The organism is Micromonospora sp. DT41 (assembly GCF_049841715.1).
GTDB classification, from domain to species: domain Bacteria; phylum Actinomycetota; class Actinomycetes; order Mycobacteriales; family Micromonosporaceae; genus Micromonospora; species Micromonospora profundi.
The window spans coordinates 264202-290616 of the sequence record NZ_JBNCKU010000005.1; the positions used below are offsets into that span (position 1 = coordinate 264202).

At 70.6% G+C, this 26415-nt stretch carries 24 protein-coding genes and 1 tRNA gene; 16 read left to right on the plus strand and 9 right to left on the minus strand.

Translation table 11 applies throughout. From position 1 onward, the window contains the following. Positions 1–34: 34 nt before the first annotated feature. Positions 35–610 carry a snapalysin family zinc-dependent metalloprotease gene (locus ACLQ23_RS12015; protein WP_355587579.1) on the minus strand — a complete coding sequence of 192 codons (576 nt, stop codon included), beginning with the start codon at positions 608–610 and terminating at the stop codon, positions 35–37. A 164-nt stretch (positions 611–774) separates the two neighbouring features. Between ACLQ23_RS12015 and ACLQ23_RS12020 the strand changes: the two genes are divergently transcribed. The 3 genes from ACLQ23_RS12020 (at position 775) to ACLQ23_RS12030 (ending at position 6336) form a co-directional block, all read left to right on the plus strand. Next, positions 775–2307: an acyl-CoA carboxylase subunit beta gene (locus tag ACLQ23_RS12020; RefSeq protein ID WP_053651762.1), complete on the plus strand. Its 1533-nt coding sequence runs from the start codon at positions 775–777 to the stop codon at positions 2305–2307. A 70-nt stretch (positions 2308–2377) separates the two neighbouring features. Next, positions 2378–3526: an acyl-CoA dehydrogenase family protein gene (locus ACLQ23_RS12025; RefSeq protein ID WP_355587583.1), complete on the plus strand. Its 1149-nt coding sequence runs from the start codon at positions 2378–2380 to the stop codon at positions 3524–3526. A gap of 143 nt (positions 3527–3669) precedes the next feature. After that, positions 3670–6336 (plus strand): ATP-binding protein, encoded by a 2667-nt coding sequence (locus tag ACLQ23_RS12030; protein ID WP_425880644.1) that lies wholly within the window; start codon positions 3670–3672, stop codon positions 6334–6336. 243 nt (positions 6337–6579) lie between these two features. Here ACLQ23_RS12030 and ACLQ23_RS12035 read toward each other — a convergent pair whose 3' ends face one another. Next, on the minus strand, positions 6580–7101 hold the full coding sequence (locus ACLQ23_RS12035) for a MarR family winged helix-turn-helix transcriptional regulator (protein WP_355587588.1): 522 nt from the start codon (positions 7099–7101) through the stop codon (positions 6580–6582). Between the two features lie 101 nt (positions 7102–7202). Between ACLQ23_RS12035 and ACLQ23_RS12040 the strand changes: the two genes are divergently transcribed. Both ACLQ23_RS12040 and ACLQ23_RS12045 read left to right on the plus strand, forming a co-directional pair. Beyond that, the gene (locus tag ACLQ23_RS12040) at positions 7203–7784 is read left to right on the plus strand and encodes a YceI family protein (protein ID WP_355628570.1); all 582 of its coding nucleotides are present in this window, start codon (positions 7203–7205) and stop codon (positions 7782–7784) included. Positions 7785–8065: 281 nt separating this feature from the next. Further along, positions 8066–9544 carry a glutamate--cysteine ligase gene (locus tag ACLQ23_RS12045; protein ID WP_355587592.1) on the plus strand — a complete coding sequence of 493 codons (1479 nt, stop codon included), beginning with the start codon at positions 8066–8068 and terminating at the stop codon, positions 9542–9544. Positions 9545–9606: 62 nt separating this feature from the next. Here ACLQ23_RS12045 and ACLQ23_RS12050 read toward each other — a convergent pair whose 3' ends face one another. Then, positions 9607–11079, minus strand: a complete 1473-nt coding sequence (locus tag ACLQ23_RS12050; protein ID WP_355628567.1) for a hypothetical protein — start codon at positions 11077–11079, stop codon at positions 9607–9609. 121 nt (positions 11080–11200) lie between these two features. Here ACLQ23_RS12050 and ACLQ23_RS12055 point away from each other — a divergent pair, with 121 nt between their 5' ends. Both ACLQ23_RS12055 and ACLQ23_RS12060 read left to right on the plus strand, forming a co-directional pair. Further along, the gene (locus tag ACLQ23_RS12055; protein ID WP_355587597.1) at positions 11201–11896 is read left to right on the plus strand and encodes a PASTA domain-containing protein; all 696 of its coding nucleotides are present in this window, start codon (positions 11201–11203) and stop codon (positions 11894–11896) included. A 157-nt stretch (positions 11897–12053) separates the two neighbouring features. Further along, complete coding sequence (locus ACLQ23_RS12060; protein WP_355587600.1) at positions 12054–12842, plus strand: PASTA domain-containing protein; 789 nt, start codon at positions 12054–12056, stop codon at positions 12840–12842. A gap of 7 nt (positions 12843–12849) precedes the next feature. Here ACLQ23_RS12060 and ACLQ23_RS12065 read toward each other — a convergent pair whose 3' ends face one another. Then, positions 12850–13275, minus strand: a complete 426-nt coding sequence (locus tag ACLQ23_RS12065) for a hypothetical protein (protein WP_355587602.1) — start codon at positions 13273–13275, stop codon at positions 12850–12852. A gap of 104 nt (positions 13276–13379) precedes the next feature. After that, entirely contained in the window at positions 13380–13664 is a 285-nt protein-coding gene (locus tag ACLQ23_RS12070; protein WP_355587604.1) for a hypothetical protein, read from the minus strand. Between the two features lie 611 nt (positions 13665–14275). Here ACLQ23_RS12070 and ACLQ23_RS12075 point away from each other — a divergent pair. From ACLQ23_RS12075 to ACLQ23_RS12085, 3 genes are all read left to right on the plus strand, one after another. Next, positions 14276–15151, plus strand: a complete 876-nt coding sequence (locus ACLQ23_RS12075; protein ID WP_053651784.1) for a helix-turn-helix domain-containing protein — start codon at positions 14276–14278, stop codon at positions 15149–15151. After that, the gene (locus ACLQ23_RS12080) at positions 15121–15342 is read left to right on the plus strand and encodes a DUF397 domain-containing protein (RefSeq protein WP_053651787.1); all 222 of its coding nucleotides are present in this window, start codon (positions 15121–15123) and stop codon (positions 15340–15342) included. Before ACLQ23_RS12075 ends, ACLQ23_RS12080 begins: the two co-directional genes overlap by 31 nt. Before the next feature lie 216 nt (positions 15343–15558). Continuing rightward, positions 15559–15960: a hypothetical protein gene (locus ACLQ23_RS12085; RefSeq protein ID WP_053651789.1), complete on the plus strand. Its 402-nt coding sequence runs from the start codon at positions 15559–15561 to the stop codon at positions 15958–15960. Here the strand turns inward: ACLQ23_RS12085 and ACLQ23_RS12090 are convergent. After that, entirely contained in the window at positions 15928–16527 is a 600-nt protein-coding gene (locus ACLQ23_RS12090) for a hypothetical protein (RefSeq protein WP_425880645.1), read from the minus strand. The genes ACLQ23_RS12085 and ACLQ23_RS12090 overlap by 33 nt on opposite strands. A gap of 217 nt (positions 16528–16744) precedes the next feature. Here ACLQ23_RS12090 and ACLQ23_RS12095 point away from each other — a divergent pair, with 217 nt between their 5' ends. After that, positions 16745–18301 carry a S8 family peptidase gene (locus ACLQ23_RS12095; RefSeq protein WP_355587612.1) on the plus strand — a complete coding sequence of 519 codons (1557 nt, stop codon included), beginning with the start codon at positions 16745–16747 and terminating at the stop codon, positions 18299–18301. 72 nt (positions 18302–18373) lie between these two features. Here the strand turns inward: ACLQ23_RS12095 and ACLQ23_RS12100 are convergent, their stop codons facing one another. The 3 genes from ACLQ23_RS12100 to ACLQ23_RS12110 all read right to left on the minus strand — a co-directional run bounded on the left by ACLQ23_RS12100 (position 18374) and on the right by ACLQ23_RS12110 (position 20442). After that, positions 18374–19180 (minus strand): WecB/TagA/CpsF family glycosyltransferase, encoded by an 807-nt coding sequence (locus tag ACLQ23_RS12100; protein WP_355587614.1) that lies wholly within the window; start codon positions 19178–19180, stop codon positions 18374–18376. Continuing rightward, the gene (locus tag ACLQ23_RS12105) at positions 19177–20292 is read right to left on the minus strand and encodes an NAD-dependent epimerase/dehydratase family protein (RefSeq protein ID WP_355587617.1); all 1116 of its coding nucleotides are present in this window, start codon (positions 20290–20292) and stop codon (positions 19177–19179) included. The genes ACLQ23_RS12100 and ACLQ23_RS12105 overlap by 4 nt, the downstream gene beginning before the upstream one ends. A gap of 64 nt (positions 20293–20356) precedes the next feature. After that, positions 20357–20442: transfer RNA gene (locus tag ACLQ23_RS12110), tRNA-Leu, on the minus strand. 209 nt (positions 20443–20651) lie between these two features. Here ACLQ23_RS12110 and ACLQ23_RS12115 point away from each other — a divergent pair. From ACLQ23_RS12115 to ACLQ23_RS12135, 5 genes are read left to right on the plus strand one after another with little or no spacing between them, the layout of a single operon-like run. Continuing rightward, entirely contained in the window at positions 20652–21440 is a 789-nt protein-coding gene (locus ACLQ23_RS12115) for an FhaA domain-containing protein (protein ID WP_007454122.1), read from the plus strand. A gap of 6 nt (positions 21441–21446) precedes the next feature. Beyond that, positions 21447–21935, plus strand: a complete 489-nt coding sequence (locus ACLQ23_RS12120) for an FHA domain-containing protein FhaB/FipA (protein WP_355587620.1) — start codon at positions 21447–21449, stop codon at positions 21933–21935. Continuing rightward, positions 21932–23392: a protein phosphatase 2C domain-containing protein gene (locus ACLQ23_RS12125; protein WP_355587622.1), complete on the plus strand. Its 1461-nt coding sequence runs from the start codon at positions 21932–21934 to the stop codon at positions 23390–23392. The genes ACLQ23_RS12120 and ACLQ23_RS12125 overlap by 4 nt, the downstream gene beginning before the upstream one ends. Before the next feature lie 30 nt (positions 23393–23422). Then, positions 23423–24913 carry an FtsW/RodA/SpoVE family cell cycle protein gene (locus ACLQ23_RS12130; protein ID WP_355587625.1) on the plus strand — a complete coding sequence of 497 codons (1491 nt, stop codon included), beginning with the start codon at positions 23423–23425 and terminating at the stop codon, positions 24911–24913. Beyond that, on the plus strand, positions 24910–26415 hold the full coding sequence (locus ACLQ23_RS12135; protein ID WP_355587628.1) for a peptidoglycan D,D-transpeptidase FtsI family protein: 1506 nt from the start codon (positions 24910–24912) through the stop codon (positions 26413–26415). The genes ACLQ23_RS12130 and ACLQ23_RS12135 overlap by 4 nt, the downstream gene beginning before the upstream one ends.

Consider the following 26415-nt stretch of genomic DNA (forward strand, 5'->3'; position numbering starts at 1 on the left):
GGCAGGATGCCGGCCCCTCCGTCGTTTCGGTAGGTCAGCTCACCGAGGTGAGCATGCTCGGCCAGCTGTCCTGGAAGACGTCCGCTCCGGCGCGGTCGGCGCTGCGCTCGGTGGCGGCGAAGGTGCCGGCGAAGAGGCTGCTCACCCGGTTCGCCTCGGCGGTGCTCGGGTACGCGTTGGTGCAGCTGGTGCCAGCGCTGCCGCCGGACATCAGGAGGGCGCAATTGCCGTTGTAGTTGTCCGGAAGCCCGAGGATGTGCCCGATCTCGTGGGTCATGATCCGCAGCACGCTGTACTGGGCGGCCTGCTGGGTGTCGATGTAGACCCGGCCGTTGCCGAGGCTGGTCCGCACGGCGTACGAGCCGCCACCGGTGATCCGGTAGATCCGCAGGTTCGAGCCGCAGTTCGCCGAGAGCGTCAGGTTGACTGTGGCGTTGTTCCAGATCGTGGCGGCCTGGTTGGCGACGCTGGCGTAGCTTCCCGCTTGGCTGGTGTTGTAGCAGATGGTCATGGCGGCGGACGCGGGCGATGGGTTGGCGACCGTGATGCCGAGGGTGGCGAGCGCCGTCGCGAGCGACGCGACCGCGAGCCGCTTGAGTCGTGAGGTCATCGCTGACTCCTATCCGGAAGGGGGTGTCAGGAGCCTAGCCCCAGAGATTAACGCTTTTCAATGTCTGACCCCAAGAGAACGCCTGATCATGGCGAGGGTCGCCGAGGGGCGCGCGGATGCGATAGCCTAACGATCGTTCAGGTCGGTACGGCGAGGGAGTCGGCGTGACGCTCGACGGTGAGGCACTGGAGCAACTGCGCAAGCGGGCCCGGTCCGGCGGCGCGGACAAGTACCACGCGGCCAACGCCGCCAAGGGCAAGCTGTTCGCCCGCGAGCGGGTCGCGCTGCTTGTCGACGAGGGTTCCTTCGTCGAGGACGGCCTCTACGCCAACGCGCTCGCCGACGGGCTGCCCGCCGACGGCGTCGTCACCGGCACCGCCACCATCGACGGCCGGCAGGTCTGCCTGATGGCCAACGACTCAACTGTCAAGGCCGGCAGTTGGGGCGCCCGCACCGTCGAGAAGATCATCCGGATCATCGAGCGCGCGTACTCCACAAGCGTCCCGATGGTCTATCTGGTCGACTCGGCCGGCGCGCGGATCACCGACCAGGTCGATCTCTTCCCCGGGCGGCGCGGCGCCGGCAAGATCTTCTGGAACCAGGTGCGTGCCTCCGGCTCGATCCCGCAGGTCTGCGCGCTGTTCGGCCCGAGCGCCGCCGGTGGGGCCTACATCCCGGCGTTCTGCGACGTGGTCGCCATGGTCGACGGCAACGCCAGCATGTACCTCGGCTCCGACCGGATGGTCGAGATGGTCACCGGCGAGAAGACCACGCTGGAGGCGATGGGCGGGGCCAAGGTGCACACCGCCGAATCCGGCGTCGGGCACTTCCTCTGCAAGACCGAGGCCGACGCGCTCGACGTGGTGAAGACCTATCTGTCGTACCTGCCGGCCAACTGGACGCAGCAGCCGCCGACCGCCCCGGCGGTCGACGCGCCCGCGAAGGCCGACCTGGCCGCGCTGGTGCCGGCAAGCGAGCGGCAGGCCTTCGACATGCGCCGGTACGTCAAGGGCCTGCTCGACGAGGGCTCGTTCTTCGAGATCCAGGCGCTCTGGGCCAAGGAGCTGACAATCGGCTTCGGCCGGCTGAACGGCGAGGTTGTCGGCGTGCTCGGCAACAACTCGATGTTCAAGGGCGGCGTGCTCTTCGTCGACTCCGCCGACAAGGCGACCCGGTTCGTGCAGCTCTGCGACGCGTTCAACGTGCCGCTGCTCTTCCTCAGCGACGTGCCGGGCTTCATGGTCGGCAGCGCCGTGGAGAAGCAGGGCATCATCCGGCACGGCGCAAAGATGATCACGGCGATCTCCGAGGCGACAGTCCCGAAGATCTGCGTGGTGGTCCGCAAGGCGTACGGCGCAGGCCTCTACGCCATGGCCGGCCCCGGGTTCGAGCCGGACGCCACAATCGCGCTGCCCACCGCGAAGATCGCGGTGATGGGGGCCGAGGCGGCGGTGAACGCCGTCTACGCCAACAAGATCGCGGCGATCGGGGACGAGGCCGAGCGGGCCGCCTTCGTGGCCGCCAAGCGGGCCGAGTACGAGCAGGACATCGACGTCGTACGGCTCGCCAGCGAGCTTGTGGTGGACGCCATCGTCGAGCCGCACGACCTGCGCGCCGAGCTGATCCGTCGCTTCGCGGCGGCACGCACGAAGGACCGTACGTTCTCTCGGCGCCGGCACGGCGTCACCCCGGTCTGATCCCCGACCACCCGCACAGCGACCGCCGGCGTCACGAGCGCACAGCGGCCGTCCACACAGGAGGACTGAGATGGACTTCCGGCTCACCGACGAACAAGCGGCGCTGCGGTCCAGCGTGCGGGATTTCGCGCGCGAGGTGGTCGCCCCTGTCATCGCCGAGCACTACGAGCAGCACACCTTCCCGTACGAGGTGATCCGGCAGATGGGCAAGATGGGCCTGTTCGGCCTGCCCTTCGCCGAGGAGCACGGCGGAATGGGCGGCGACTATTTCGCGCTCTGCCTGGCCCTTGAGGAGTTGGCGCGGGTCGACTCCAGTGTGGCGATCACCCTGGAGGCGGCGGTGTCGCTCGGCGCGATGCCGATCTACCGGTTCGGCACCGAGGAGCAGAAGGCGACCTGGCTGCCCAAGCTGCTCAGCGGCGAGGCGCTGGCCGGCTTCGGGCTCACCGAGCCCGGCACCGGCTCCGACGCCGCCGGCACCCAGACGCGCGCCGTGCTGGAGGGCGACGAGTGGGTAATCAACGGGTCGAAGGCGTTCATCACCAACTCGGGCACCGACATCACGGCGCTTGTCACAGTCACCGCCGTGACCGGCACGAACCCGGACGGCTCGAAGGAGCTGTCGACGATCATCGTGCCCACCGGCACGCCCGGTTTCAGCGTGGCGCCTGGCTACTCCAAGGTGGGCTGGACCGCCTCGGACACCCACGAGCTGACCTTCGATGACTGCCGGGTCCCGGCCGCCAACCTGCTCGGTGCGCGGGGCCGGGGCTTCGCCCAGTTCCTGCGGATCCTCGACGAGGGTCGGATCGCCATCGCAGCGCTGGCCGTGGGGCTCGCGCAGGGCTGCGTCGACGAGTCGATCAAGTACGCGAAGGAGCGGCAGGCCTTCGGCCGGCCGATCGGCGCCAACCAGGCGATCCAGTTCAAGATCGCTGACATGGAGTTGAAGGCGCACACCGCCCGGCTGGCCTACTACGACGCCGCGGCGCGGATGCTTGCCGGTGAGCCGTTCAAGCGGCAGGCCGCAATCGCCAAGCTGCACGCCAGCACCATCGCCGTGGACAACGCCCGCGAGGCCACCCAGATCCACGGCGGCTACGGCTTCATGAACGAGTACCCGGTCGCCCGGTTCTGGCGGGACTCCAAGATCCTGGAGATCGGTGAGGGCACCAGCGAGGTGCAGCGCATGATCATCGCTCGCGATCTGGGCCTCTGACCCGCGCCGGCATCCGGAGGCGACCAGTTCGGCCACCTGTCCAGGCCGAGTTGCCCGTTCGGCTGTCGGGTATCGGCGAGCGGGCGTCGGGAGCCAGACGGTCGACTGCCATCAGTCGGCGTCGAACCGTACTCTTCGTGCCCATGACTCCGGATCCGGACTGGTCGCGGAGCCCGGCTGGTCGTACCCGGCTGCCGGAGCTGCTCCGCACGCACCGGCGTGCTGCCGAACTGACCCAGGCGGAGCTGGCATCCCGAGCCGGGGTGGGCGTGCGGACGGTACGCGACCTGGAACGCGGTCGGTCGGTCCGGCCGCAGCGCACCACAATCGAGCTGCTCGCCGCAGCGTTGGAGCTGACCGGAGCCACCCGGGCGGCATTCCTGAGCGCGGCCCGGGGCGCCGCTGCTGGTGAACCTCCGCAGCCGGACGGCGACACGGAAGCGACAGGAGAACCCGTCCGGTCCGCCGCACCGGCAGCCCTCCCGCCTCCGGTCGCCCTGATCGGCCGCGACCGCGACGTCAGTGAAGTGGCCGAGATGCTCATCGCCGAGCGCGGCCCCCGACTGGTGAGCCTGGTCGGGCTCGCGGGCGTCGGCAAGACCGCGCTCGCCCTGGCCGTGGCCCACGCGGCAGCCCGCGCGTACCCGGCCGGCGTCGCCGGTGTGCTGGTCGGGGAGGGTTCGGACGGGCCGGACGTGCTCGCCGGCACGATGACAGTGCTGGGCGAGGCCCGACTGCCGGAGCTTGCCGCCCGATTGTCCGGCCGGCCGGCACTGCTTGTGATGGACGCGGTGGAGCGAGCCCCCGGCCCGGTCGCCGAGACGCTGCACCGGCTGACCACAGTGGTGCCGTCGCTGCGGGTGCTCGTCACCGGGAGACACCCTGTCGGTCTGCCCGGCGAACGGGTCTGGCCGGTGGCCCCGCTCGAGGTGCCACCGCCTGACGCCCAACACTCCGGCCCGGCCACGCTCGGTTCCTGGCCTGCTGTCGCGTTGTTCATCGCCCGGCTCGCCCAGGTCCGCCGGGAGCCGCCCACACCCGAGGAGTTGCCGGCGTTGGCCGCGCTGGTTCGCCGACTGGGTGGACTGCCGCTTGCCATCGAGCTGATGGCCGCCCGGGGCCGGCTGCTCGACCTCACCGAGCTTCTCGACCGGTACGGCGACCGGGTGCTCGACCTGACCACCCCCGCCGATCCGGCTGCCCACCCAGCTTGGGACGCCCCCGAGTCGACCACCAACCGCGCGTACGGCACCGATGCCACCCGCACGCCTGTGGCGGTCACCCTGCGGGATGCCGTGGCGAGCAGTTACCGGCTGCTCGCGCCCGATGAGCGGGACGCGTTGCGGCGGCTCGCCATGTTCGGCAACCGGTGGTCGGTGGAGCTGGCCGAGGAGATGCTTGCCGACGCGGCCGACAAGGAAGGAACTGTGGCGATCGACCCGGTTCCTTTGCTGGACCGGCTCGCCGAGCTCGGCCTGTTGAGCGTACGGGGCATCGGCCCGTTCCGGTTTCGCCTGCTCGACGCCGTCCGTGAGTTCGCTGTCGAGCAGGCGGTCGGCGCTGGCGAGTTGGCCTGCCTCCGGCGCCGGCACGCGGAGGTGATCGCCCGCCTGGTGGCACGCACCGCCGGGGACCTGGCCGGCCCCCGGCTGCTCGACGCGGTGCACCGGCTGGACGAGGCGGCAAGCGACATCAGCTCGGCGCTGACGCACGCGGCCACCGACGATCCGCTGACCGCGCTGCGACTGGCGGCCTGCCTGACCCGCTGGTGGCGGTTCCGGGGGCGAGACGTGGCCGGCCGGCAGTGGCTGCGGCGTCTGCTGGCCGACCCGCGGACTGTCGACGCGGACCCGATCCTGCGCGGTTGGGCGAGTCTCGGGGTGGCGCGGCTGGCTGCCGAGCATGGCGCGGAGGCCGACGAGTTGCCCACGGCGCGGACCGCTCTGGACCTGTTCCGGCAGGCGGGCGACGTGACCGGCGAGCTGGAGGCACGCAGTGTGCTGGGCGCGCTGCTGACCAGCGTCGGCGCGCACGACGAGGCCCGCGAGCAGGCGGAATCGCTGCTCCGGCTGGCCGCGCGCAACGGGCGTACCCGGGACATGGCGGTGGCGCAGAACAGCCTTGCCTGGCATGAGATCCGCATCGGTGATCTGGCTGCGGCGCACCGTCGGCTGGCCGCTGTGGTCCGGCTCGCGGCCGAGGGCGGTGAGCCACGGTTGCGGGTGCTGGCCTGGGCCAACCGGGCCGAGGTCGCCCGCCTCGAGGGTCGGTACGCGGATGCCGTGGACCAGGGTCGGCGGGCGGTGGCGGCGCTGTTCGAGTTGGGTGACCCGGGCCAGCGTCGTCGTGTGCTGGGGACTGTCGGGCTGGCGCTCGCTCAGGACGGGCGTGCCGTTGAGGCGGCCGAGGTGCTCGCCGAGCTGCGTACCGGGGTCTCCGAGGCGATGCTTGCCGCACCTGGTCGACGGTGGGGGCAGCGGGCCGGGCCGCCGCGACCACGTTCGGAGGACGCAGTGCTGTCGTGGGGTGGGCCGGAGGCGGGCATCTGCGCGTTGATCGAGGGCAATCTGGCCCTGCATCGGGGTGACCGGGAGTTGGCGGCCGAGTGGTTCGCCGCCGCAGTCGAGGCCGGTCACGATCGGCGGGACGTCGTGGAGGCGCTGGTGGGACTTGCCGCGAGTACGGCGGACCCGGCCGTTCTCGATCGTCTCGACCGGGTCTGTGCGGAGAGCGGCATCCGGTTGTTGCCGCAGGAGTCGGGCTTGCTCTACGCGCTGACGGCCGGCCGGAGTGGGCCGTCGGGTCAATAACCGGCGGGACGCGTCGGGCGGGAGTGGCGCGGGCGAAAAGCCCCCTTGGTGCTACCCCTCGCTGTCCGCCCGCGCCGTCACCCCCCGGTGAATCCCCGGTGTCTGTCAGCCTGCCACCGTCACCTGGGCGTAAAGATGCTCTTCACGAGGTTTGTCCGGTGGTAAAGCCAGTTCTGCCGGTCTTTCTGCCGGTGGTGTCGGCGCCACTCCCGCGCGGTTCACTGGGCGGGAGTGGCTGGCGGGTCAGGCTGTTGCGTCGGGCTCCTCGATGTCGACAAGCTCGTGCCCCGGCGTGACGTCGTCACTGCCGGCGGTGGCACCAGGATGTACGGCGTCCCGTACCCGGCGCAGGCCGTCGAGCAGTGCCGCCAGGGCGTCGGGGTCGAGTTGACCCGTGAACCACTGCTCGATGATCAGCAGGTGCCCGGGCATCGTCTCGTCGAGCCGCTGCATGCCGGCCGCGGTGACCACCGCGTACGAGCTGCGGCGGTCGTTGGGGCAGGCACGGCGGGTGAGCAACCCGTCGCGTTCCATCCGGTCCACCACCCGGGTCACCCCGCTCGTGGACAGGGAGGTCTGGGCGGCCAGGTCGGTCATCCGTAGTTGGTTGCCCGGCGAGCGGGCCAGTCGGGTGATCACCTCGAACTCGACAGCGGACAGGCCGTGCTCTTCCAGTTGGGCGGAGAACCGGGCCGACAGCCCAGCATGCGCCTCGTAGAGCAGGCCGACGGCGGTGATCCGAGGATCGTCGAACACGTTTGTCACTCGCTCATCCTACCAGTTCTTGACAGGGGGAATATTGTTAGAGATATAGTTGCTCAAGCAGCCATTAGGCTACTGAACGAATTCTTCCTGGAGGCTCCAGCATGACCAGCAGCACCGATGCGGTTACCCGCGACTGGGACGGCCTTACCATCCCGGCGCCCGGCACCTACGTGCTGGACGCGGCGCACAAGCGGGTCGGCTTCGTCGTCCGGCACATGATGGTGAGCAAGGTCCGCGGTGAGTTCAACGAGGCAACCGCCACCATCACCGTCGCCGAGGACCCGTTGCAGTCCTCGGTCGTCGCTACCATCCAGGGTGCCAGCATCGACACCACCCAGGCCGACCGGGACGCGCACCTGCGCAGCCCCGAGTTCCTGGAGGTCGAGAAGTACCCGACCCTGGAGTTCCGCAGCACCGGCGTCAAGTCCCGCCGTGGCAACGAGTTCGTCCTCAACGGTGAGTTGACCATCAAGGACGTCACGCGTCCGGTCGAGCTTGAGGTGGAGTTCGAGGGCGTCGGCCGCAGCCCGTTCGGGCAGGACATCTTCGGCTTCTCCGCGAGCACCGAGATCGACCGCGAGGAGTTCGGCCTGACCTGGAACGTCGCCCTGGAGACCGGCGGCGTGCTGGTCGGCAGGAAGATCAAGATCGAGATCGAGGGCGAGGCCATCCGCCAGGCCTGATCCCCTCCGATCACCGGTACGCCGGGCCCACGCCGTACGTCGGCGTGGGCCCGGCGTCGTCTCAGGTTCGTGTGAATTGTCACGAACTGTTCGCATCGTCAGCAGGTGGAACAGGTCGTCGGCGGGGTACAGAGGGCTCCACGAGCGTGCTCGCTCCGGTCGGCGTCGGATCACCGCCGTAGGCCCCTGGCCCTGGCCAGGCGAGCGCTCCTAACGTGGTGGTTCACAATGCGCTTTCCGGGACGGCAGGATCCCGACCGCGCCGGCGTCGGGAGGACACAATGGGCAGGGACGTCTCGCAGGGCGCCTTCACCCGGGAGGACCGCGTCCGCTACCGGCAGAAGGTCCGGCGATGTCTGGACGTCTTCGCCCTGATGCTCGACGACTTCGGGTTCGACGCCGACCGGCCGATGACCGGCCTGGAGATCGAGCTCAACCTGGTCGACTCGGCGGCCGAGCCGGCGATGCGTAACGAGGAGATCCTCGCCGACATCGCCGATCCGCTCTTCCAGACCGAGCTGGGGCAGTTCAACCTGGAACTCAACGCCGAACCCCGGCTGATCGAGGGCAACGGCTTCGCCGACTACGAACACGACCTGCGCAGCAGCCTCTCCCGAGCCGACGAAAGGGCCGCCAAGTCCGACGCGAAGATCGTCCTGGTCGGCATCCTGCCCACTCTCACCGAGGGCCACCTGGTGGAGGACAACCTGTCCACAAACGAGCGCTACCGGGTGCTCAACGACCAGATCGTCGGTGCCCGGGGTGAGGCCATCGAGCTCGACATCCGTGGCGTCGAGCAGTTGCAGACGCACACCGACTCGATCGCCCCCGAGGCGGCCTGCACCAGTCTCCAGTTCCACCTCCAGGTCGCGCCGGACAGCTTCGCCGACTACTGGAACGCGTCCCAGGCCATCGCCGGGGTGCAGGTGGCAGTCGGCGCCAACTCGCCGTTCCTGTACGGCCGCCAGCTTTGGGCCGAAACCCGGATCGCCCTGTTCAAACAGGCAACCGACACCCGTCCGGACGAGCTGAAGGCACAGGGCGTACGTCCCCGGGTGTGGTTCGGCGAGCGGTGGATCACCTCGATCTTCGACCTCTTCGAGGAGAACGTCCGCTACTTCCCGCCACTGCTGCCGATCTGTGAGGACGAGGACCCGGTGGAGGTGCTGCACGCAGGTGGGGTGCCCGAGCTGGGTGAGCTGCGGCTGCACAACGGCACTGTCTACCGGTGGAACCGCCCGATCTACGACATCATGAACGGCCGCCCACACCTGCGGGTGGAGAACCGGGTGCTGCCGGCCGGCCCGACGATTGTCGACATGTTGGCCAACGCGGCCTTCTACTTCGGGCTGGCCCGCGGCCTGGCCGAGTCGGACCGGCCGATCTGGAGTCAGCTCACGTTCAGCTCCGCCGAGGAGAACTTCCACGCGGCGGCCCGGCGCGGCCTGGACGCGGTGCTGCACTGGCCCCGCCTCGGCGACGTACCTGTCACCAAGCTGGTGCTGGACCAGTTGCTGCCCACCGCGGCCACCGGCCTGGACGGGTTCGGTGTCGACCCGGCGCTGCGGGACCGGCTGCTCGGCATCATCGAGCAGCGCTGCCGGACCGGCCGCAACGGTGCCGTGTGGCAGACCGAGGCGGTCTGGGCGGCGGAGCGACGCCGGGGGATGGACCGGACAGCGGCGCTGCACCACATGGTCCAGCGCTACGCCGAACTCCAGCGCAGCAACGAGCCGGTCCACACCTGGCCTGTCGACTGACCCGACCCCCGTCCGGTCGTCGTGCACGCGCACCAGGAGAAGGCCGCCCACCGCTGGCCGGGTCAGTCGGTGCCGGGGCGGGTCGGCCGGCGACGCCGGCCACTCGGGGCGGGGCTCTCGGCCGGCTCGCCGCCGGTGGCGTCGGCCGGATCGGAAAGGTCCGGGTCCGTGCGCGGCGCCGGCACCTTGGGTACGTCCTCGCGGCGCGGAGGAACCGCGCTGCCCCTGGTCGGGGATGCCTCGGCGTCGCGTGGCCGGGGCACTGCGCTGTCCCGACTCCGGGATCGCGTCGCCCGACTCGTCGGCGAGGTGGAGGCGGTGGTGTCGTGCGCGGCGGGGACCCCACCCGACGGCTCGACCGGAAGCGTCCCGACGGTCGACGTCGATCGAGCGTCGGCACCCGCAGCCGTGCCGCTGGCCGGGGGCGGGCCGGCATCGGCTGCCGGGTCCACCGGTTCCGCTGCGGTCGTCTCCCGGCTGGCGGCCCGACGCCGGTCGGCGCGCTCGGCGAGGACGGCGACCAGCACCGAACCGCCGATGCCGGCGATCACCGCGTAGGGGGCGATGAGCTGCGTGGAGAACTGCGCCGGGCCCAGCGTCGCCCAGCGCGGCACCGTGGTCAGGTAGGCGAGCGCCACGAGCAGCGGGCCGGCCGCGCCGGAGGCCGCCGCGCCGACCCGATGCCCACCTTCACGTGCGGCACGGCGGGCGGCGAGCGCACCGATCAACAGCGCGGGAACGAGCGCCAGCAGCGCGCCGGGCCAGTAGAGCTGCCCTCCGATCCAGTACCGCGCGTGGTCCGGATCCAGCTGCCAGGTGCCGAGTTGGGCGCCGGTCAGCCCGCGTCCGACGCGTACCCCGTCGACCACCGAGACCACCGCGAGCAGCCAGAGCCAGGCGGCCGTGGCGGTGACGTTCAGGGCTGCGGTACGCGAGCGCAGCGCCCACAGGGCGACGAGGACGCCGATCAGGATGCCCAGCGTCGCGTGCAGGGCGGCCACCCGCTGCGGCACGCTGGTGTCGGCGCCAACCGCGACCCGGGCCGGCACGGCGACCAGTAGAACGGTGACCAGCCCACCCAGCCCGGCGGCCAGCGCCAAGGCCAGGCTGCGGAGCAGGCCGTCCCGTTCGCCGGGCCGCGGGGCGGACTCCCGCTTCGACCGGCCTGCCCTCGTGCTCGGTGGGTCCTGGGCCTTGTCGGTGCCCTCGACCGGTGTCGTCCGGCCCACCTCGACCGCCGTCGACTCCGCACGGTCAGGCTCGGCAGTGGGGGTCGGCTCGACGCTTGTCGCCGGCGCGGGCTCGGAGCGGTGGTGCAGCCGCTGCGCGCAGACCGCACCGAGCACCGTCGAGCTGGCGGCGAGCCAACTTGCCCAGGCGAGACCGTCCGCCCACGCCGTGTCGTTGGCTCCGGCGTCGGTGGGTGTCCAGGTGATGACGCCCAGTCCGTAGCCGAAGCCCAACTGCGCCGCGCCCGCGCCGGCAGCGACCCCGACCGCGGTCACTATCGATACTCCCCAGCCCCGTCTGGCCATGCCGGGCAGCGTAACGTCCCGTCGTCGACGCGGCGAGTCGCAGCGACCCGCCGGTTTGTACTGTCGGCACAACGGTTGGGCGGCAGACGGTACGGTCGCCGGTGATGAGGCGGTGGGCGGTATGACGGACGCGGACACGGGTCGGCAGGATTCCACCGGAAGCCGGGGCGGCGGCGGTGGTGGCCGGGCCAGCGTGCTGCTCGGCGGCGGGCTTGTCGCCGTACTCCTCGTGGCTGTCGGTGCGACAGGCGGTTGGCTGCTGGCCGGCGAGGGCGACGCGTCCCAGGCTGATCGTCAGGCGGCGGCGAGCCCGACCGCCACGCCGACGGACCGGGCCACCGCGTCGCGACCGGCCACCGGCCGGACCACTCCCGCCGCACCCCGGACGTCCGCCACCACCAAGGGGACGGGACTGACCGTGCCACCGGTGATCGGCACCGACTTCGAGCAGGCGCGCGAGACGCTGCGCAAGCAGCGGCTGGGCTGGAGACTCGTCTTCGGCACCGGCAGCGGCCGCACCGTCGAGAGCACCTCGCCGGCAGTGGGCACCCAGGTGACCCGGGGCACAACCGTGCAACTTCAGGTGACCGGGCCGGCACCGGCAGCCGAGGTGCCCGACGTGGTCGGCGACGAGTGTGCCGAGGCGGCCGACGACCTGGTCGACGCGGGCCTCTACCCGCGCTACCGCAGTGGGCGCAGCGGAGAGGTCAGCCGGCAGGACCCGGCCGAGGACGGCCCGGCCCGCTGGAACGACGAGGTGAGCATCTGGTGCGGGGCTGCAGCGCCGGACCAGCCGACGACGAAACCCACCCCCTGACCCGGCCGGTCCACCGGCGTACCGCTCGGTCGGGCGAGTGCGGCCGACCGTCCTGCGGCACGCGGTTCGCGTCGCTGATCCCGGCCCAGGTCGACCTGGGCGGTTAGGTTGGCGGTCGAGGGCCGTGCCGCCCGCCCGGTTCGGGAAAGGACGTGCGATGAGCGACGACCGCCAGGAGCCGCCCACCGGGGAGCCCGACGACGACCGGACGCACGCCCTACCGCCCCCGGAGCCCGACGCGTCGCCGGACCAGACCATGCCGATCGACAGGACCTCGGCCGCCGGGCGTTCCGGGTCGCCGGACGAGACGATGCCGATCGACAGGGCGGGGCCGCCGGACGACCGGACGGCGCGGATGCCTGTCGAGCGGTCGGCGACGCCGCCGTGGTCCGGGCGCGCCGAGGTGCATGCGCCCCGACCGGCAGAACCCACCGGAGACTGGTACGTCGAAGAGCAGGGCGGCCGGCGCTGGTGGCTGCCGATCCTCTGGGGTGTGCTCGCCCTGCTTCTCGCCGGCCTGCTCGGCGCGGCGGTGTGGGTCCTGCTCGACGCGCGGGACGACGACCCCGACAATCCCGGGCCGACTCCGTCGCTGCCGTCGGCAAGTGCCACCTCGGCAGCGCCGACCAGCGCCGCGCCCACCTCGGCGGCGCCCACAAGCGCGACGCCGAGCAGCCCACCGACGAGCGCCCCGCCGGAGCAGGTGCCGGTGCCGCCGCTGACCGGTCTGACCCAGGCCACTGCCGAAGGGCTGCTGGACCGGCTCGGCCTGGCCTACCGGGTGGTGTACCGGGCGTCGGAGTTGCCGCCGGGGACTGTGGTGAACACCGAGCCGGAGGCGGGCACGTCCGTGTCGACCGACGAGGAGGTGCTGCTGGTGATCTCGCAGGGCCGGCCGTCGACGGGCACCGGCTCAGCCAGCCCGAGCCCGACGAGCACGCCGTGACCGGCGCTCACCACATCCGGCGGCGGGTGCCGACCAGACCGAGCCCGGCCAGCGAGATGGTGAGGCCGAAGAGGCCGGACCAGAACAGTGAGCGGCGGACGTCCGTCGCGTTGTGCCGGGCCGGAGCCGCGTCGGTGGTTTCCTGCTGGCTGTCGGACTGACCGCCGGCACCGACGCCGGCGGCCGGGCCGGTCGTTTCGGGCTGTCCCTCCGGTGGCTCGGCGCCGATCCAGCCGGCCGTGTCGTCAGCCGGGTCGGAGTCCACCACGGTGATCTCGGGAGCCGGCACCGGAGTGACCAGACGTGTGGACGACAGCGCCGGGTCGCGGGCCAGGACCACGAGGATGGTCACGGCCCCGAGCAGGGCGAGAAGTCCGAGAGCAATGGTGATACGGGAGCGGTGGTGCCGCCGCATGGCGGGCTGATTGACCATGAACCATCCCAGGCTCAGGGTCCTGGACGTGCGGTGGAACGGTGCCGGGGTGGGCGTACCAATTCTATGGCGACGGCACGCCCACCGGCGGCGGATCGGGCTGGTCAGCCAACTGCAACCGGGGTGCGGGCGACCGACCGCCGGGCCCGTACGGTGTGCGGGCGGGGCTGCGGTGCGGCCTGCACCTGGTGCAGCCCTTCCCGCTGGACGAAGATCGACCGTCGGTTGACAGCGTCGCCAGCGGTGTTGAGTTCGTAGCCGTCGAGCCAGAGCCAGCCGTCGTAGGTCGGCCACTCCAGCACCCTGATCACCCGGAACATGATGGGCCTGAGGAACTGGACACTCGCTGCGCGAGTCACATGCAGTACGTCACCGGAGCGGGGAAGCACATGGGCTCCTGGGAGGGTCGGCCGGCGAGGCGCCGGCGGTGACTTTCGGGGACGTCATGGCCCGGTGACGGGGTCGCGCCTCGTGGGCCGGTGGAGCGAGGTGGCGGTGGTCGGGCCGTACCCGCTGGTGGCGTGCCGCCACCCGACCATCACCTGACCGCCTCCGGGAACCGCGCCCACCGCCACAGCCGGCTGGCTTGCAGCGGTGGGGTCTTTACCCCCGGGGCAGATCTGTGTGTCGCTGGCCGGGCCCGTGCCCCGAGCAACGCCCCGGGTCACCACACCCGGAGAGCGGATCGGAACGCTGAGTGATCCGTGCCATACGGACAGAGTGCATCAGTGACGTGCTTCATGCAAGTTGCACGTCGACTTTTGCCAATACGTGAGTCCGACACGCAAATCGCTGCTTGAAGGCGTACGCGTGCTGGCGTCACACTAGGGGCCGGTTTCGCCGTCGCGGCCGTCCGATGCCGGGCACCACACCCCTCGCCGCGAACGCCCGCCGGTCGACGGTCGCGCCTCCGGCGGGCGGCAGCCAGTGGCGCGTCGACCGGAGGTAGCCCGAGTGGGGTCGAGCAACCAGCGGAAGCCTCGGACGCAGAGGTCGCGCGATGAGTGAGCGGCGCAGCCCGACCATCAGGCGGCGGAGGCTCGGTGCGGAGTTGCGCCGGCAGCGGGAGTCGGCAGGCATCACCATCGAGGTCGTTGCCGAGCAGTTGGAGTGCTCGGCGTCCAAGGTCTCCCGGATCGAGACCGGGCACACCACTGCCACGCCGCGCGACGTGCGGGACATGCTGCGGATCTACGGCGTGGTGGGCGCCGAGAGCGACGAACTCGTGCAGATCGCCCGGGAGGCACGCCAGAAGGGGTGGTGGCACCCGTACAGCACGGTGCTCGTCGGGGCGTACGTCGGGCTGGAGGCCGCCGCGAGTTCGATCCGGGCGTACGAGCAGCAGGTGGTCCCCGGTCTGCTGGAGACCGAGGAGTACGCCGGTGCCATGATCCGCGCCGCCCGCCCGGACTTCACCGCCGACCAGGTGCACCAGCGGGTGCGTGTCCGTCTCGGCCGCCAGTCGTTATTGACCCAGGACGATCCGGTCGATCTGTGGGTGGTGCTCGATGAGGCGGTGGTAAGCAGGCCGGTGGGCGGGGACGAGGTGATGCGTGGCCAGCTCAGGCGGTTGGTCGAAGTGGCCGAGTTGCCGAACGTGACGCTGCAGATCCTGCCCTTCGAGGTGGGAGCGCACGCAGGCATGGACGGGACCTTCACGATCCTCAGCTTCCCCGAGCCCGGTGATCCGGATGTGGTGTACGCGGAGAACGCCACGGGTGGGCTCTTCCTCGAGAAGAGCGACGAACTGCAGAAGTACAGCTTCATCTTCGATCACATCCGTGCTGCGGCCATTCGTCCGGAGGAGTCCGTCGCACACATCGCAAAACTGGCAGAGGAGCCGAGATGGCGACCAAGGGGTTCCCCGTGGACCTGACGCAGGCAACGTGGTTCAAGAGCTCGAAGAGCGGGCCGAACTGTGACAACTGCGTGGAGGTGGCGTACGTGACCGGGGCTGTCGGAGTTCGGGACTCGAAGGACAAGGCCGGTCCGGCTCTGGTCTTCGCTCCCGGTGACTGGCACGCCTTCGTCGCCGGCGCCAGGGGTGGTGTGTTGAGCGCGTCCTGACCCGGAGGTCAGCTGAGGTCCCCGTCCGGCCCCGGCCGGGCGGGGACCTTCCGCGTCCCCGGTTGCGGGCTGTCCGGCCGCCGGATCGACAGGTGCGGGTGAGGTTCCGCCGGGATTCCCGTCGCCACAGCGGGTCCGCCTCGTTGAACCGGTCGGTACGGCGGCTGGATCACGACCCGCCGCACCGACCGCACCCGAACGAGGTAGGCGAGACGGATGACGACGATCGGTTCAGACAACCTCACCAACGGTCCGGGCAAGCCGGAGCGGTTCGGTGGCAAGTACCGCGGGGCACGTCGGGACACCGTACTGACCGAGGTGGTCTCGACCGAGCAGGAGTTGAACGGCCGGGAGTCGACGGACTCCGAGGCGGGCGATGCGCCGCTCTCGCTGCCCTCGCTGGACCCGAACCCGCTTGTCGAGCCGTCGTTCCCGCCGACCGGCTGGCCGGTGGAGCCCACCGCGTCGCTGGCCGACCACCCGCTGCTGCGTGGCCTGCTTATGGAGTTGCCCCCGAAGGGCAGCGTGCCGCCGCCGGGTTGGCTGGACCGCTGGTTCGAGGCGACCCGGGCGATCCTGGAGTTGCTATACGTGCAGGGGTCCGGTCGCCCGCGCTGAGCGTGGCGCGGTCTGCTGGGTCCGCTCGGCGAGCCGGTTGTGCCGGAGCGCGTGCCGGACGCCGATGGCGGCCACCGCGAGTGCGCCGACGGTGATCGCCGGCCCGGCGACGCCGGGCTCCGCGCCGAGGTCCGCGCCGGCCGCCGCGATCACCGCGGGCATTGTCGCAAGGGCGGTCACCTGCAACGGCAACCCGACGAGCGGGTGCGCTGCGGCGGCGCGCAGCCCGTGCGGGGCGGGCGTGCCGGGTGCCGTATCGAACGCCCCGGCCCCGGCCCGGAGGCGGCGGATCCGCCGCAGGGAGCAGATTGCCACCACGAGCGCCGGCCCGGTGGCGAGGGCGAGGGCGGCGGCGGCCCGGTCGACAGGCGCGGTGCCGGCGCTGAACAGCCCGCCGACGGCCACCACCGCGACGAGCGTCACGCCGGTCAGTGCCAGTGCCAGCAACAATCCGGTACGCCGTCGCAGAGCGCTCGCGTCGCGCAGCCGGGGCAGTCGGTCGGCCAGGACCCCGGCGGCCAGCCAGACGGCGGCTACCGGCAACAGGATGGCGAGCTGACTTTCCATGTCGGAGAGTCTTTCCCGATTCGACGCTCGGCGAATCCGGGCCGGTCCCCGGTTCGCCCCGGAAGCCTGCCCCGTAGGGGGTCATCCCATCAAGGTGATGGACGTTTCGACATGTTTCTTTGGCCGACCGTGCCGATCTACCCTCGGCTAGATCGGCAAGTGTCGATCGAGTTGATCGGCGGCCGCGTTTCGCCGCCGGTCGGAGGGAGGTAGGGAAATGGGTCTTCCACGCAGGTCCGTACTGGTCGGGGTGGCGACGGCGACAGTGCTGGCCGTCGGTACCCCCGCCCTGGCCGCCGAGCCCGTCGGCGTGGTCCGGGAGGCCGGCGGAGCCACCGCCGTGCAGGACAGCTACATCGTCGTCCTCAAGGACAGCGCCGTCACCCGCAGCCGGGTCGGCGACGCCGCGAAGCGGCTGACCGGCAGGCACGGAGGGTCGATCGCCCGCACCTACGGTACGGCGCTGCGTGGCTTCGAGGTCACCGTCAGCGCGAAGGCGGCGGCCCGGATCGCCGCCGACCCGGATGTGGCGTACGTCGAGCAGAACCACACCGTGTCGATCTCCGGAACGCAGGCCAACCCGCCCTCCTGGGGTCTCGACCGGATCGATCAGCGCAACCGGCCGCTGGACAGCTCCTACACCTACCCGAACACGGCGAGCAACGTGCACGCCTACATCATCGACACCGGCATCCGCTTCGCCCACAGCGACTTCGGCGGCCGGGCCACCTCCGGCTTCGACGCTGTCGACGGCGGAGCGGCCGACGACTGCAACGGGCACGGCACGCACGTCGCCGGCACCGTCGGCGGTTCCGCGTACGGCGTCGCGAAGGGCGTTCAACTCGTCGGCGTACGGGTGCTGAACTGCTCCGGCAGTGGCACCAACGCCGGTGTGATCGCCGGCGTCGACTGGGTCACCCAGAACGCGATCAAGCCGGCCGTGGCGAACATGAGCCTCGGCGGTGGCGCTAACAGCTCCCTGGACACCGCGGTTCGCAACTCGATCGCGTCGGGTGTGACGTACGGCCTCGCGGCAGGCAACGACAGCGGCGCGAACGCCTGCAACACCTCGCCGGCCCGCACCGCCGAGGCCATCACCGTGGGCTCGACGACGAACACCGACGCGCGTTCGTCGTTCTCCAACATCGGCACCTGCCTGGACATCTTCGCGCCCGGGTCGTCGATCACGTCGGCCTGGCACACAAGCAACACCGCGACGAACACGATCAGCGGCACCTCGATGGCCACGCCGCACGTCGTGGGCGCGGCTGCCCTGGTGGCCAGCGCCAACCCGAGCTGGACGCCGCAGCAGGTCCGGGACCAACTGGTCGCCAACGCCACCCCCAACGTGGTCACCAGTCCCGGCAGCGGCTCGCCGAACCTGCTGCTCTACGTCGGCAGCGGCGGCACCACTCCGCCCCCGCCCACCGGCTGCACCGGCACCAACGCCACCGACGTGACGATCCCGGACGCCGGGTCGGCCGTCACCAGCGCGATCACCATCTCCGGATGCGGCCGTAGCGCCTCGTCGGCCTCCACCGTGGCGGTCAACATCGTGCACACGTACCGCGGTGACCTGGTCATCGACCTGCTCGCCCCGGACGGTAGCTCGTACCGGTTGAAGAACTCGGGCTCGGACAGCGCCGACAACGTGAACACCACGTACACGGTCAACCTGTCCAGCGAGGCCGCCGACGGCACGTGGCGGCTCCAGGTTCGTGACGTGTACTCGGCCGACACCGGCTACATCAACAGCTGGACCCTGACCGTCTGACCGGTCCCCTAACGACACGAGGCCCCACCCGCTCGGGTGGGGCCTCGCGCCGTACGCGAAATCGGGAAGCCGTCAGACCGCGAAGGTCGCCGGTCGCTCGGTGGCCGGGGCCGGCGGGCGGGCCTTCCACAGGCCGGTCTTCTGCCCGGCGAGCCGGGCCAGGTAGGCGGGGTTGAGGATCACGTAACGCTTCCAGAGGCGCTTCGGCTCCAGACCGAGCCGCCAGAACCACTCCAGGCCGGCACGCTGCATCCACGGCGGAGGCTGGCGCAGCAGCCCTGCGTGGTAGTCGAAGGCCGCGCCGACCGCCATCAGCGGCATGTCGAGCAGCGGACGCATGGCGTACGCGAAGACCTCCTGGCGCGGGCAGCCGAGCCCGACCAGGACGAGCCGGGCACCGCTGGACCGGATGCGGTCGGCGATCTCGGCGTCCTCGCCCGGCTGGACGGCACGGAACTTCGACGGCTCCACGCCGGCGATCTTCAGCGCCGGGAACATCCGCTCCAACGCGGGGATCAGCTTGGCAAGCGTCTCCTCGGTCGAGCCGTACAGGTAGACCGGCAGTCCCTCGTCGGCGAAGCGGGAGAGCACGTGCAGGGTGAGCGTCGGCCCGTAGACCCGGTCGGTGAGCCCGGCGTTGTGCAGCAGGTTGAGCGCCCAGCGCACCGGCTGCCCATCCGGGGTGACCATGTCGAAGGAGTTGAGCCGCGCGTTGTGCGGCGGGTCCAGCACGCCGGTCATCACGCCGTGCACGGCCAGCGCGGTGAGCGCGAACGGGCGCCGCTCGTGCGCCGCGGTCACCACCGCGTCGGTGGCCGAGGTGTAGTCGGTGGCGTCGACCAGGACGCCGAGCACGTTGCGCTTGGTCTGTGCGGTCATGACTGCGGCACCCACTTGTCCACGTTGGCCTCGTAGATCTCCCGCAGGATCATCGGCACGTCGTACGTGATCTTCCAGTCCGGGTAGTGCTCCTCGAAGCGTCCCATGCTGCTGACGTACCACTGGTGGTCGCCGGTGCGGGCCTGCTCGACGTAGTTGATCCGCGCCTCGCGGCCGGTGATCTCCTCGGCGATGCGGAACGCCTCGATGTGGGACGTGTTGGAGTGCCGGCCGCCGCCCAGGTTGTAGACCTCGGCCGAGCGGGGCGCCCGGAAGAACGCCTCGAACGCTGTCAACACGTCGTGCGAGTGGATCGCGTCGCGGACCATCTTGCCCTTGTAGCCGAACAGGTTGTACGTCCGGCCCTCCATGACGCAGCGCATCAGGTACGCCAGGAACCCGTGCAGTTCGGCTGCCGAGTGCGCCGGGCCGGTGAGCGTGCCGCCCCGGAAACAGGCGGTCTTCATGTCGAAGTAGCGGCCGTACTCCTGAACCATCACGTCCGCGGCGACCTTCGAGGCGCCGAAGACCGAGTGCAACGAGTGGTCGATCGACATGTCCTCGGTGATGCCCTCGTACCAGCGGTGGTCCTCGGGCAACTCGTACCGGGTGTCCAGCTCGACAAGCGGAAGGCTGTTGGGCCGGTCGCCGTAGACCTTGTTCGTCGAGCAGTGGATGAACGGCGCGTCGATCGCATGCCGCCGGGTGTTCTCCAGCATGTTGAGCGTGCCGCCGGCGTTCACGTCGAAGTCCGTGTACGGCTCCTTGGCCGCCCAGTCGTGACTCGGCTGCGCCGCGCTGTGGATCACCACGGCGATGTCCGGGCCGTACTTCTTGAAGACCTGCTCGAGGCCGTCGCGGTCCCGGATGTCCACGGCGAAGTGGGTGTACGAGTCACCCAGGTCCCGGCTCAGCCGCTCCAGGCTCCACGAGGTGGAGCCGTCCTCGCCGAAGAAGTACCGGCGCATGTCGTTGTCGATGCCGACGACGTCCAGGCCGAGACCGGCGAAGTGCCGGACCGCCTCGGAGCCGATCAGACCACCCGAGCCGGTCACCAACGCGACAGTCACACGCCACTCCTGGTCCATCGGAGGCAGAATCCATCGGAGCATAGCGTGATGTCCGGCACGCCCCGATACGACGGAAGGGCCCCGCATTCCGCGGAGCCCTCGTCTCTGGTGGGGATGGGGGGAGTTGAACCCCCACGCCCTTTCGGGCACACGGACCTGAACCGTGCGCGTCTGCCATTCCGCCACATCCCCGTGGCACAACCCGGACCACTCTAGCCGCCCTGAGCCCGCTGTCTCCAACAGGACCCCGGAGATACTAGGCTGTTCCGGGTGCTCGCCACGACCGGTTACCGTTCGTGGCGGACGAAAGAGTAGCACGGCATTCCCGGCCCTTCCGAACAGGCCGGTAGCAGGCGGGCCGAGCGGCGTGTGAGCTGCGCGCGCGCCGGCCGGATACCATCATGTCCTCGGGACCCGAGGAGGAGCCGGTGAGCGTGCTGCAACGCTTCGAGAAGCGTCTGGAAGGCCTGGTCGAAGGGGCCTTCGCCAAGGTCTTCAAAGGGGTGGTCCACCCCGTGGAGATCCTCAATGCCATGCAGCGGGAGGCTGAGGCGCACAAGGCGATCCTGGCCGGTGGGCGGACGCTGGTGCCCAACCGCTACGTGATCGATCTCTCGCCGTTCGACCACAGTCGGCTCGCACCGTACGCCGCCGCGCTGGCCCAGGAACTGGCCCAGTCGCAGGCGGAGTTCATCGGCGAGCAGGCCTGGACGGTCTACGGCGACGTGATCGTCGAGATCGAGCGGGGCGAGGGGCTGGACACGGGAATGTTCCGGGTCACCGCCGAGGTCTACACCGGCGGCGAGGTCGCCCCGGTGTCGGCGCCCGGCTACGACGCCGGCCCGCCCGCCTATCCCGCGTACGACCAGGGCGGGGGCTACGGTCCGCCGCCCGGGCACGGTGGTGGCCGCAACGTGCGGCTGGTCTCCGGCGACGGCCGTACGTACCCCCTCCAGATGGGGTCGACGGTGATCGGTCGCGGTGACCAGGCGAACCTGCGCCTGCCCGACGTCGGCATCTCCCGGCGACACGCCCGGCTGGATTTCGACGGCGGCCAGGTCGTGCTTACCGACCTGGGTTCCACGAACGGCACCATGGTCAACGGGCAGCGGGTCTCCGCCGTCGCGCTGAACCCCGGTGACATGGTCCAGCTCGGCACCACGACGCTGACCTTCCGCGTGGACGGCTGAGCCGCCTTGCCGGCACTGGTCATCACCGTCGCCCGGTTCGGTTTCCTGATCCTCCTGTGGATCTTCGTGTTCACGGTGGTCGGTGTGATCCGTCGGGACCTCTTCGCGGGAGCCCGGTCCGGTCGCCTGGTGGCGGCACCACGAGCGGTCGGCGCCTCGACGGGGCAGCAGGCGGCCAAACCAGCAAAGGTGAAGCGGGGTCGGGCGGCCCATCAACTGGTGGTGACCGCAGGTCAACTGGCCGGCACCCGGATCACCCTCGGCGAAGCGCAGATCACGATCGGTCGGGCCGAGGATTCCACGCTGGTCATCACCGACGACTACGCCTCCGCGCGGCATGCCCGGCTCGTGCCGCGCGAGGGGCAGTGGTTCGTCGAGGACCTTGGCTCGACTAACGGGACATACCTCGATCGCGCTAAGGTCACCGGACCAACCCCCGTCCCCCTCGGCGTGCCGATCCGGATCGGCCGCACTTCCCTCGAATTACGGCCATGACTCTGACCCTGCGCTATGCGGCCCACAGCGACCGCGGTCTGATCCGTGACGGCAATCAAGACTCCGTCTACGCCGGGCCGCGGCTACTCGCCGTTGCCGACGGCATGGGCGGTATGGCCGCCGGTGACGTCGCCAGCAACATCGTCATCGGTGCCATGGCGCCGCTCGACGAGGACGTCCCAGGGGACGCCCTCGTCGATGCGTTGCGTTCGGCCGTGGGCACCGCCAACCAACAGCTCCGCGACACGGTGGACGCCAACCCGCAGTTGGAGGGGATGGGCACCACGCTGACGGCGACCCTCTTCTCCGGTAGCAAGCTGGGGATGGTCCACATCGGCGACTCGCGGGCCTATCTGCTGCGCAACGGTGAGTTCTCCCAGATCACCAAGGACGACACGTACGTCCAGATGCTCGTCGACGAGGGCCGGATCAGCGCCGAGGAGGCGAGCAGCCACCCGCAGCGGTCGCTGCTGACCCGCGCCTTGGACGGCCGGGACATCGACCCCGAATATTCGGTGCGTCAGGTGCTGCCCGGTGACCGTTACCTGATCTGCAGCGATGGCCTGTCGGGTGTGGTCAGCGCCGAGACGATCGGTGAGTCCCTGCGGGAGTACACCGACCCGCAGCAGTGCGTCGAGCGTCTGGTTCAGCTCGCCCTGCGCGGCGGCGGCCCCGACAACATCACGGTGATCATCGCCGACGCCACCGACCACGACATCGTCGAGGCGACCCCGATCGTCGGCGGCGCTGCCGCCCGGGACCGGGGCATGGCCACCTCCGCCGACAACTCGACCCCTGCCGCCCGGGCCTCGGCGCTCTCCGCGCCGCGCCCAGCTGTGCCGGAGGAGCCGGCGTCCTCGGACGACGAGCCGGAGCAGCGTAGGCACCGGCCGGTTCGGGCCACCGCCATGGCGCTCGCCATCCTGGTGATCATCGGCGGCGGTCTCTTCGCCGGCTGGACGTACACCCAACGCCAGTACTACGTGGGTGCCACCGAGGAAGGGCAGGTCGCTGTCTTCCGGGGCATCCAGGGGCAGATCGCCGGGATGGACCTCTCCACCGTGCACCGCACAAGCGGCACCCGGTTGGACGACCTCACCGTCGCCGCTCAGGACACCGTCAAGGTGGGCATCCGGGCCAAGAGCGAGCCGGACGCCGAGCGTCAGCTCGCCGAGCTGACGAGCGACACCCCGACCAACCCGAACCTGAAGCCGATCTGCCCGCCCGACCCGACGGCGGTGGGCGGCACGACGTCGCCCTCGCCGACAACTGCCCTTCCCGGGACCACCCCGGAGCCGAACGGCAGCCCCAGCGCCGGGGCGCCGGCGACCCCCAACGGGGTCGTCAGCGCAAGCCCGACCATCGCGGCCACCGATCTGACCTCCCCATCCGACGCCACGCCCTCCGACTCGACAGCGCCGGGGCTCGACCCGGCCGGCTGCCGGTCTCCTGAGTGAGCGTCGGCTGAGATCCCAAGGACCCCACCCGTGACCGTAGCGGCCACACCGGCACCCTCGCCCGCCACCACGGGCGGGGATTCCGGCGTACGCCTGGCCCGGTCGCGCCGCAACGCCGAACTCTCACTGCTGCTGCTGGCAATGGTGATCGTGGCCGCGTACATGGCGACCGTCGAGGCGAACCTGCTGGACACGGTCACCCCGGACTTCTGGATGCCCGCCGCGGCGGTCGGCGCGGTCTTCCTCGGCCTGCATCTGGTGATCCGGTTCCTCGCCCCGTACGCCGACCCGGCACTGCTGCCGGCGGTGGCCCTGCTCAACGGCCTCGGGGTGGGCTTTCTGCGCCGGATCGACCTGGGCGAGGCCGCACCGGCCGACCGGGAGGGCCTGGCCACCTTCGCCGGTATCGGCGGCCGGCAGTTGGCCTGGACGCTGGCCTCGGTGATCCTCGCCGCCGCCCTGCTGGCCATCATGCGGGACCACCGTTCGATCTCCCGGTACGCGTACACCCTTGGGCTTGCCGGCATCGTGCTCGTGATGCTCCCGGCGGTGCTGCCCAGCAGCATCTCCGAGATCAACGGCGCCAAGCTGTGGATCCGGGTCGGTGGGTTCTCCATCCAGCCCGGCGAGTTCGCCAAGCTGGCGCTGCTCGTCTTCTTCGCCTACTACCTGGTGCGCAAGCGCGAGGTGTTGTCGCTGGCCAGCCGGCGTTTTCTCGGCATCGACTTCCCGCGCGGGCGCGACCTCGGCCCGGTGGTGGTGGTCTGGCTGATCAGTGTCCTGGTGCTGGTCTTCGAAAAGGACCTCGGCACCTCGCTGCTCTACTTCGGCATGTTCGTGGTGACGCTCTACATCGCCACCGAACGGGTCAGTTGGCTGCTGATCGGTCTGATCCTCTTCTTCGGCGGCGCCTACCTCGCCTACGTGCTCGGCTCGACGGTCGGTGGGCCGTTCGCCAACTTCTACGTACGCGCCGAGATCTGGCTGGACCCGTTCGCCGATCCGCACGGCAAGGGCTACCAGCTCGTCCAGGGCCTGCTCGCCCTCGGTACGGGCGGGCTGTTCGGCGCCGGGCCGGGCGGCGGCCAGCCGGACATCCTGCCCGAGGTGCAGAACGACTTCATCTTCGCCGGCATCGGTGAGGAGATCGGCCTCTTCGGCCTCTCCGCGCTGCTCGTGGTCTACCTGCTGATCGTGGAGCGTGGCCTGCGCGCCGCGCTCGCGGTGCGTGACTCGTTCGGCAAGCTGCTCGCCGGCGGTCTCGCGTTCACCCTGGGCCTCCAGGTCTTCGTGATCGTCGGCGGCATCAGCAAGCTCATCCCGCTCACCGGTCAGACCACCCCGTTCCTGTCCGCCGGTGGCTCGTCGCTGATGGCCAACTGGCTGCTCATCGCGGTGCTGCTGCGGGTCTCCGACGGCGCACGCCGTCCGGTGACCGGTGGCGGTGGCAAGGCGCCCCGACCGACGGGTGGCCCGCCCGAGCAGTTGCACGGTGCTCCCACGGAGGTGATCAAGCCGTGAACGCACCCCTGCGCCGCGTCGGCGTCGTCGTCATTGTCCTGTTCGGCCTGCTCTTCGCGAACCTCAACTGGATCCAGGCCTACAAGGCCGACGAATACCGCACCAGCGACTACAACGGTCGGGTCCAGGTTGCCGACTACAAGCGCAAGCGCGGCAACATCGAGGCCGGCGGCACCGCGTTGGCCACCAGCAAGGAGACCACCGGCAAGCTGAAGTTCCAGCGCTCCTACCCGGGCGGCGCCAAGTACGCCCACGTGCTCGGCTACAAGCCTGTCAACCTGGCCGACAAGGGCATCGAGCAGGTGGAGAACGACTTCCTGGCCGGCACCAGCGACCAGTTGATCGGTGACCGGTTCAAGGACCTGTTCACCGGTGACGAGACCGGTGGTGGCAACGTCCTGCTCACGCTCTCCAAGCGGGCGCAGGACGTGGCGTACGACCAGCTGCGCAACAACCAGGTGGGGGCGAAGAAGGGCGCGGCGATCGCCATCGACCCGCGTACCGGGGCCGTACAGGCGTTGGTCTCCATGCCAAGCTTCGACCCGAACCCGCTGGTCAGCCACAACACCAATGAGGCGACCGCGGCGTTCAACAAGCTGGAGCAGGACCCGGAGGGTCCGCTGAAGAACCGCGCGCTCGGCGAGACACTGCCGCCGGGCTCCACCTTCAAGATCGTGATCGCCGCCGCAGCCCTGGAGAACGGCGTCACCAAGACCACCCAGATCCCGGCCGGGTCGAGCTACACGCCGCCCACCTCCGGCAGCCAGATCCGCAACGCCGCTCCGTCGATCTGCCCCGAGTCGCAGGTCACCCTGATGGACGCGGTCACCGAATCCTGCAACACCGGCTTCGCCCAGCTCGGGGTGCGCCTCGGCGCCGACACCGTGAAGGAGAAGGCGCGGCAGTTCGGGTTCGAGCAGGAAGACCTCACAGTGGGTCACCTCGGCGAGGGCGGCCTGCCCACGGCGGCCAGCCGGACCGGGGACATGCAGAACCCCGACGGCAGCACCGACCCGGCCGCGCTCGCCCAGTCCTCGATCGGGCAGAACAACGTCCGGATGACCCCGCTGGAAGGCGCCCTGATCGCCAGCGCGGTCGCCAACAACGGCAGCCAGATGCGGCCGTACCTGGTCCGGCAGTTGCTCGCTCCGGACCGGACCACCAGCTACTACACCGCCAAGCCCCGGGAGCTGCGCCAGCCGGTAAGCGGCCAGGTAGCGACCGACCTGCGCGAGATGATGGTCAGCGTGGTGCAGAACGGCACCGGCCGGAAGGCAGCCATCAACGGCTACACCGTCGGTGGCAAGACCGGCACCGCCCAGTCCGCCCCGGACCGCCCCGACCACGGTTGGTTCATCGGCTTCGCCCTGGACAAGGACGGCAACCCGGTCTCCGCGGTGTGTGTGGTGCTGGAGCAGGCCGGCAGCGGCGGCAGCGCCGAGGCCGCACGCATCGGCGGCCAGATAATGCGAGCCGCCATCGCCGACCCCGGGGGTCGCTGA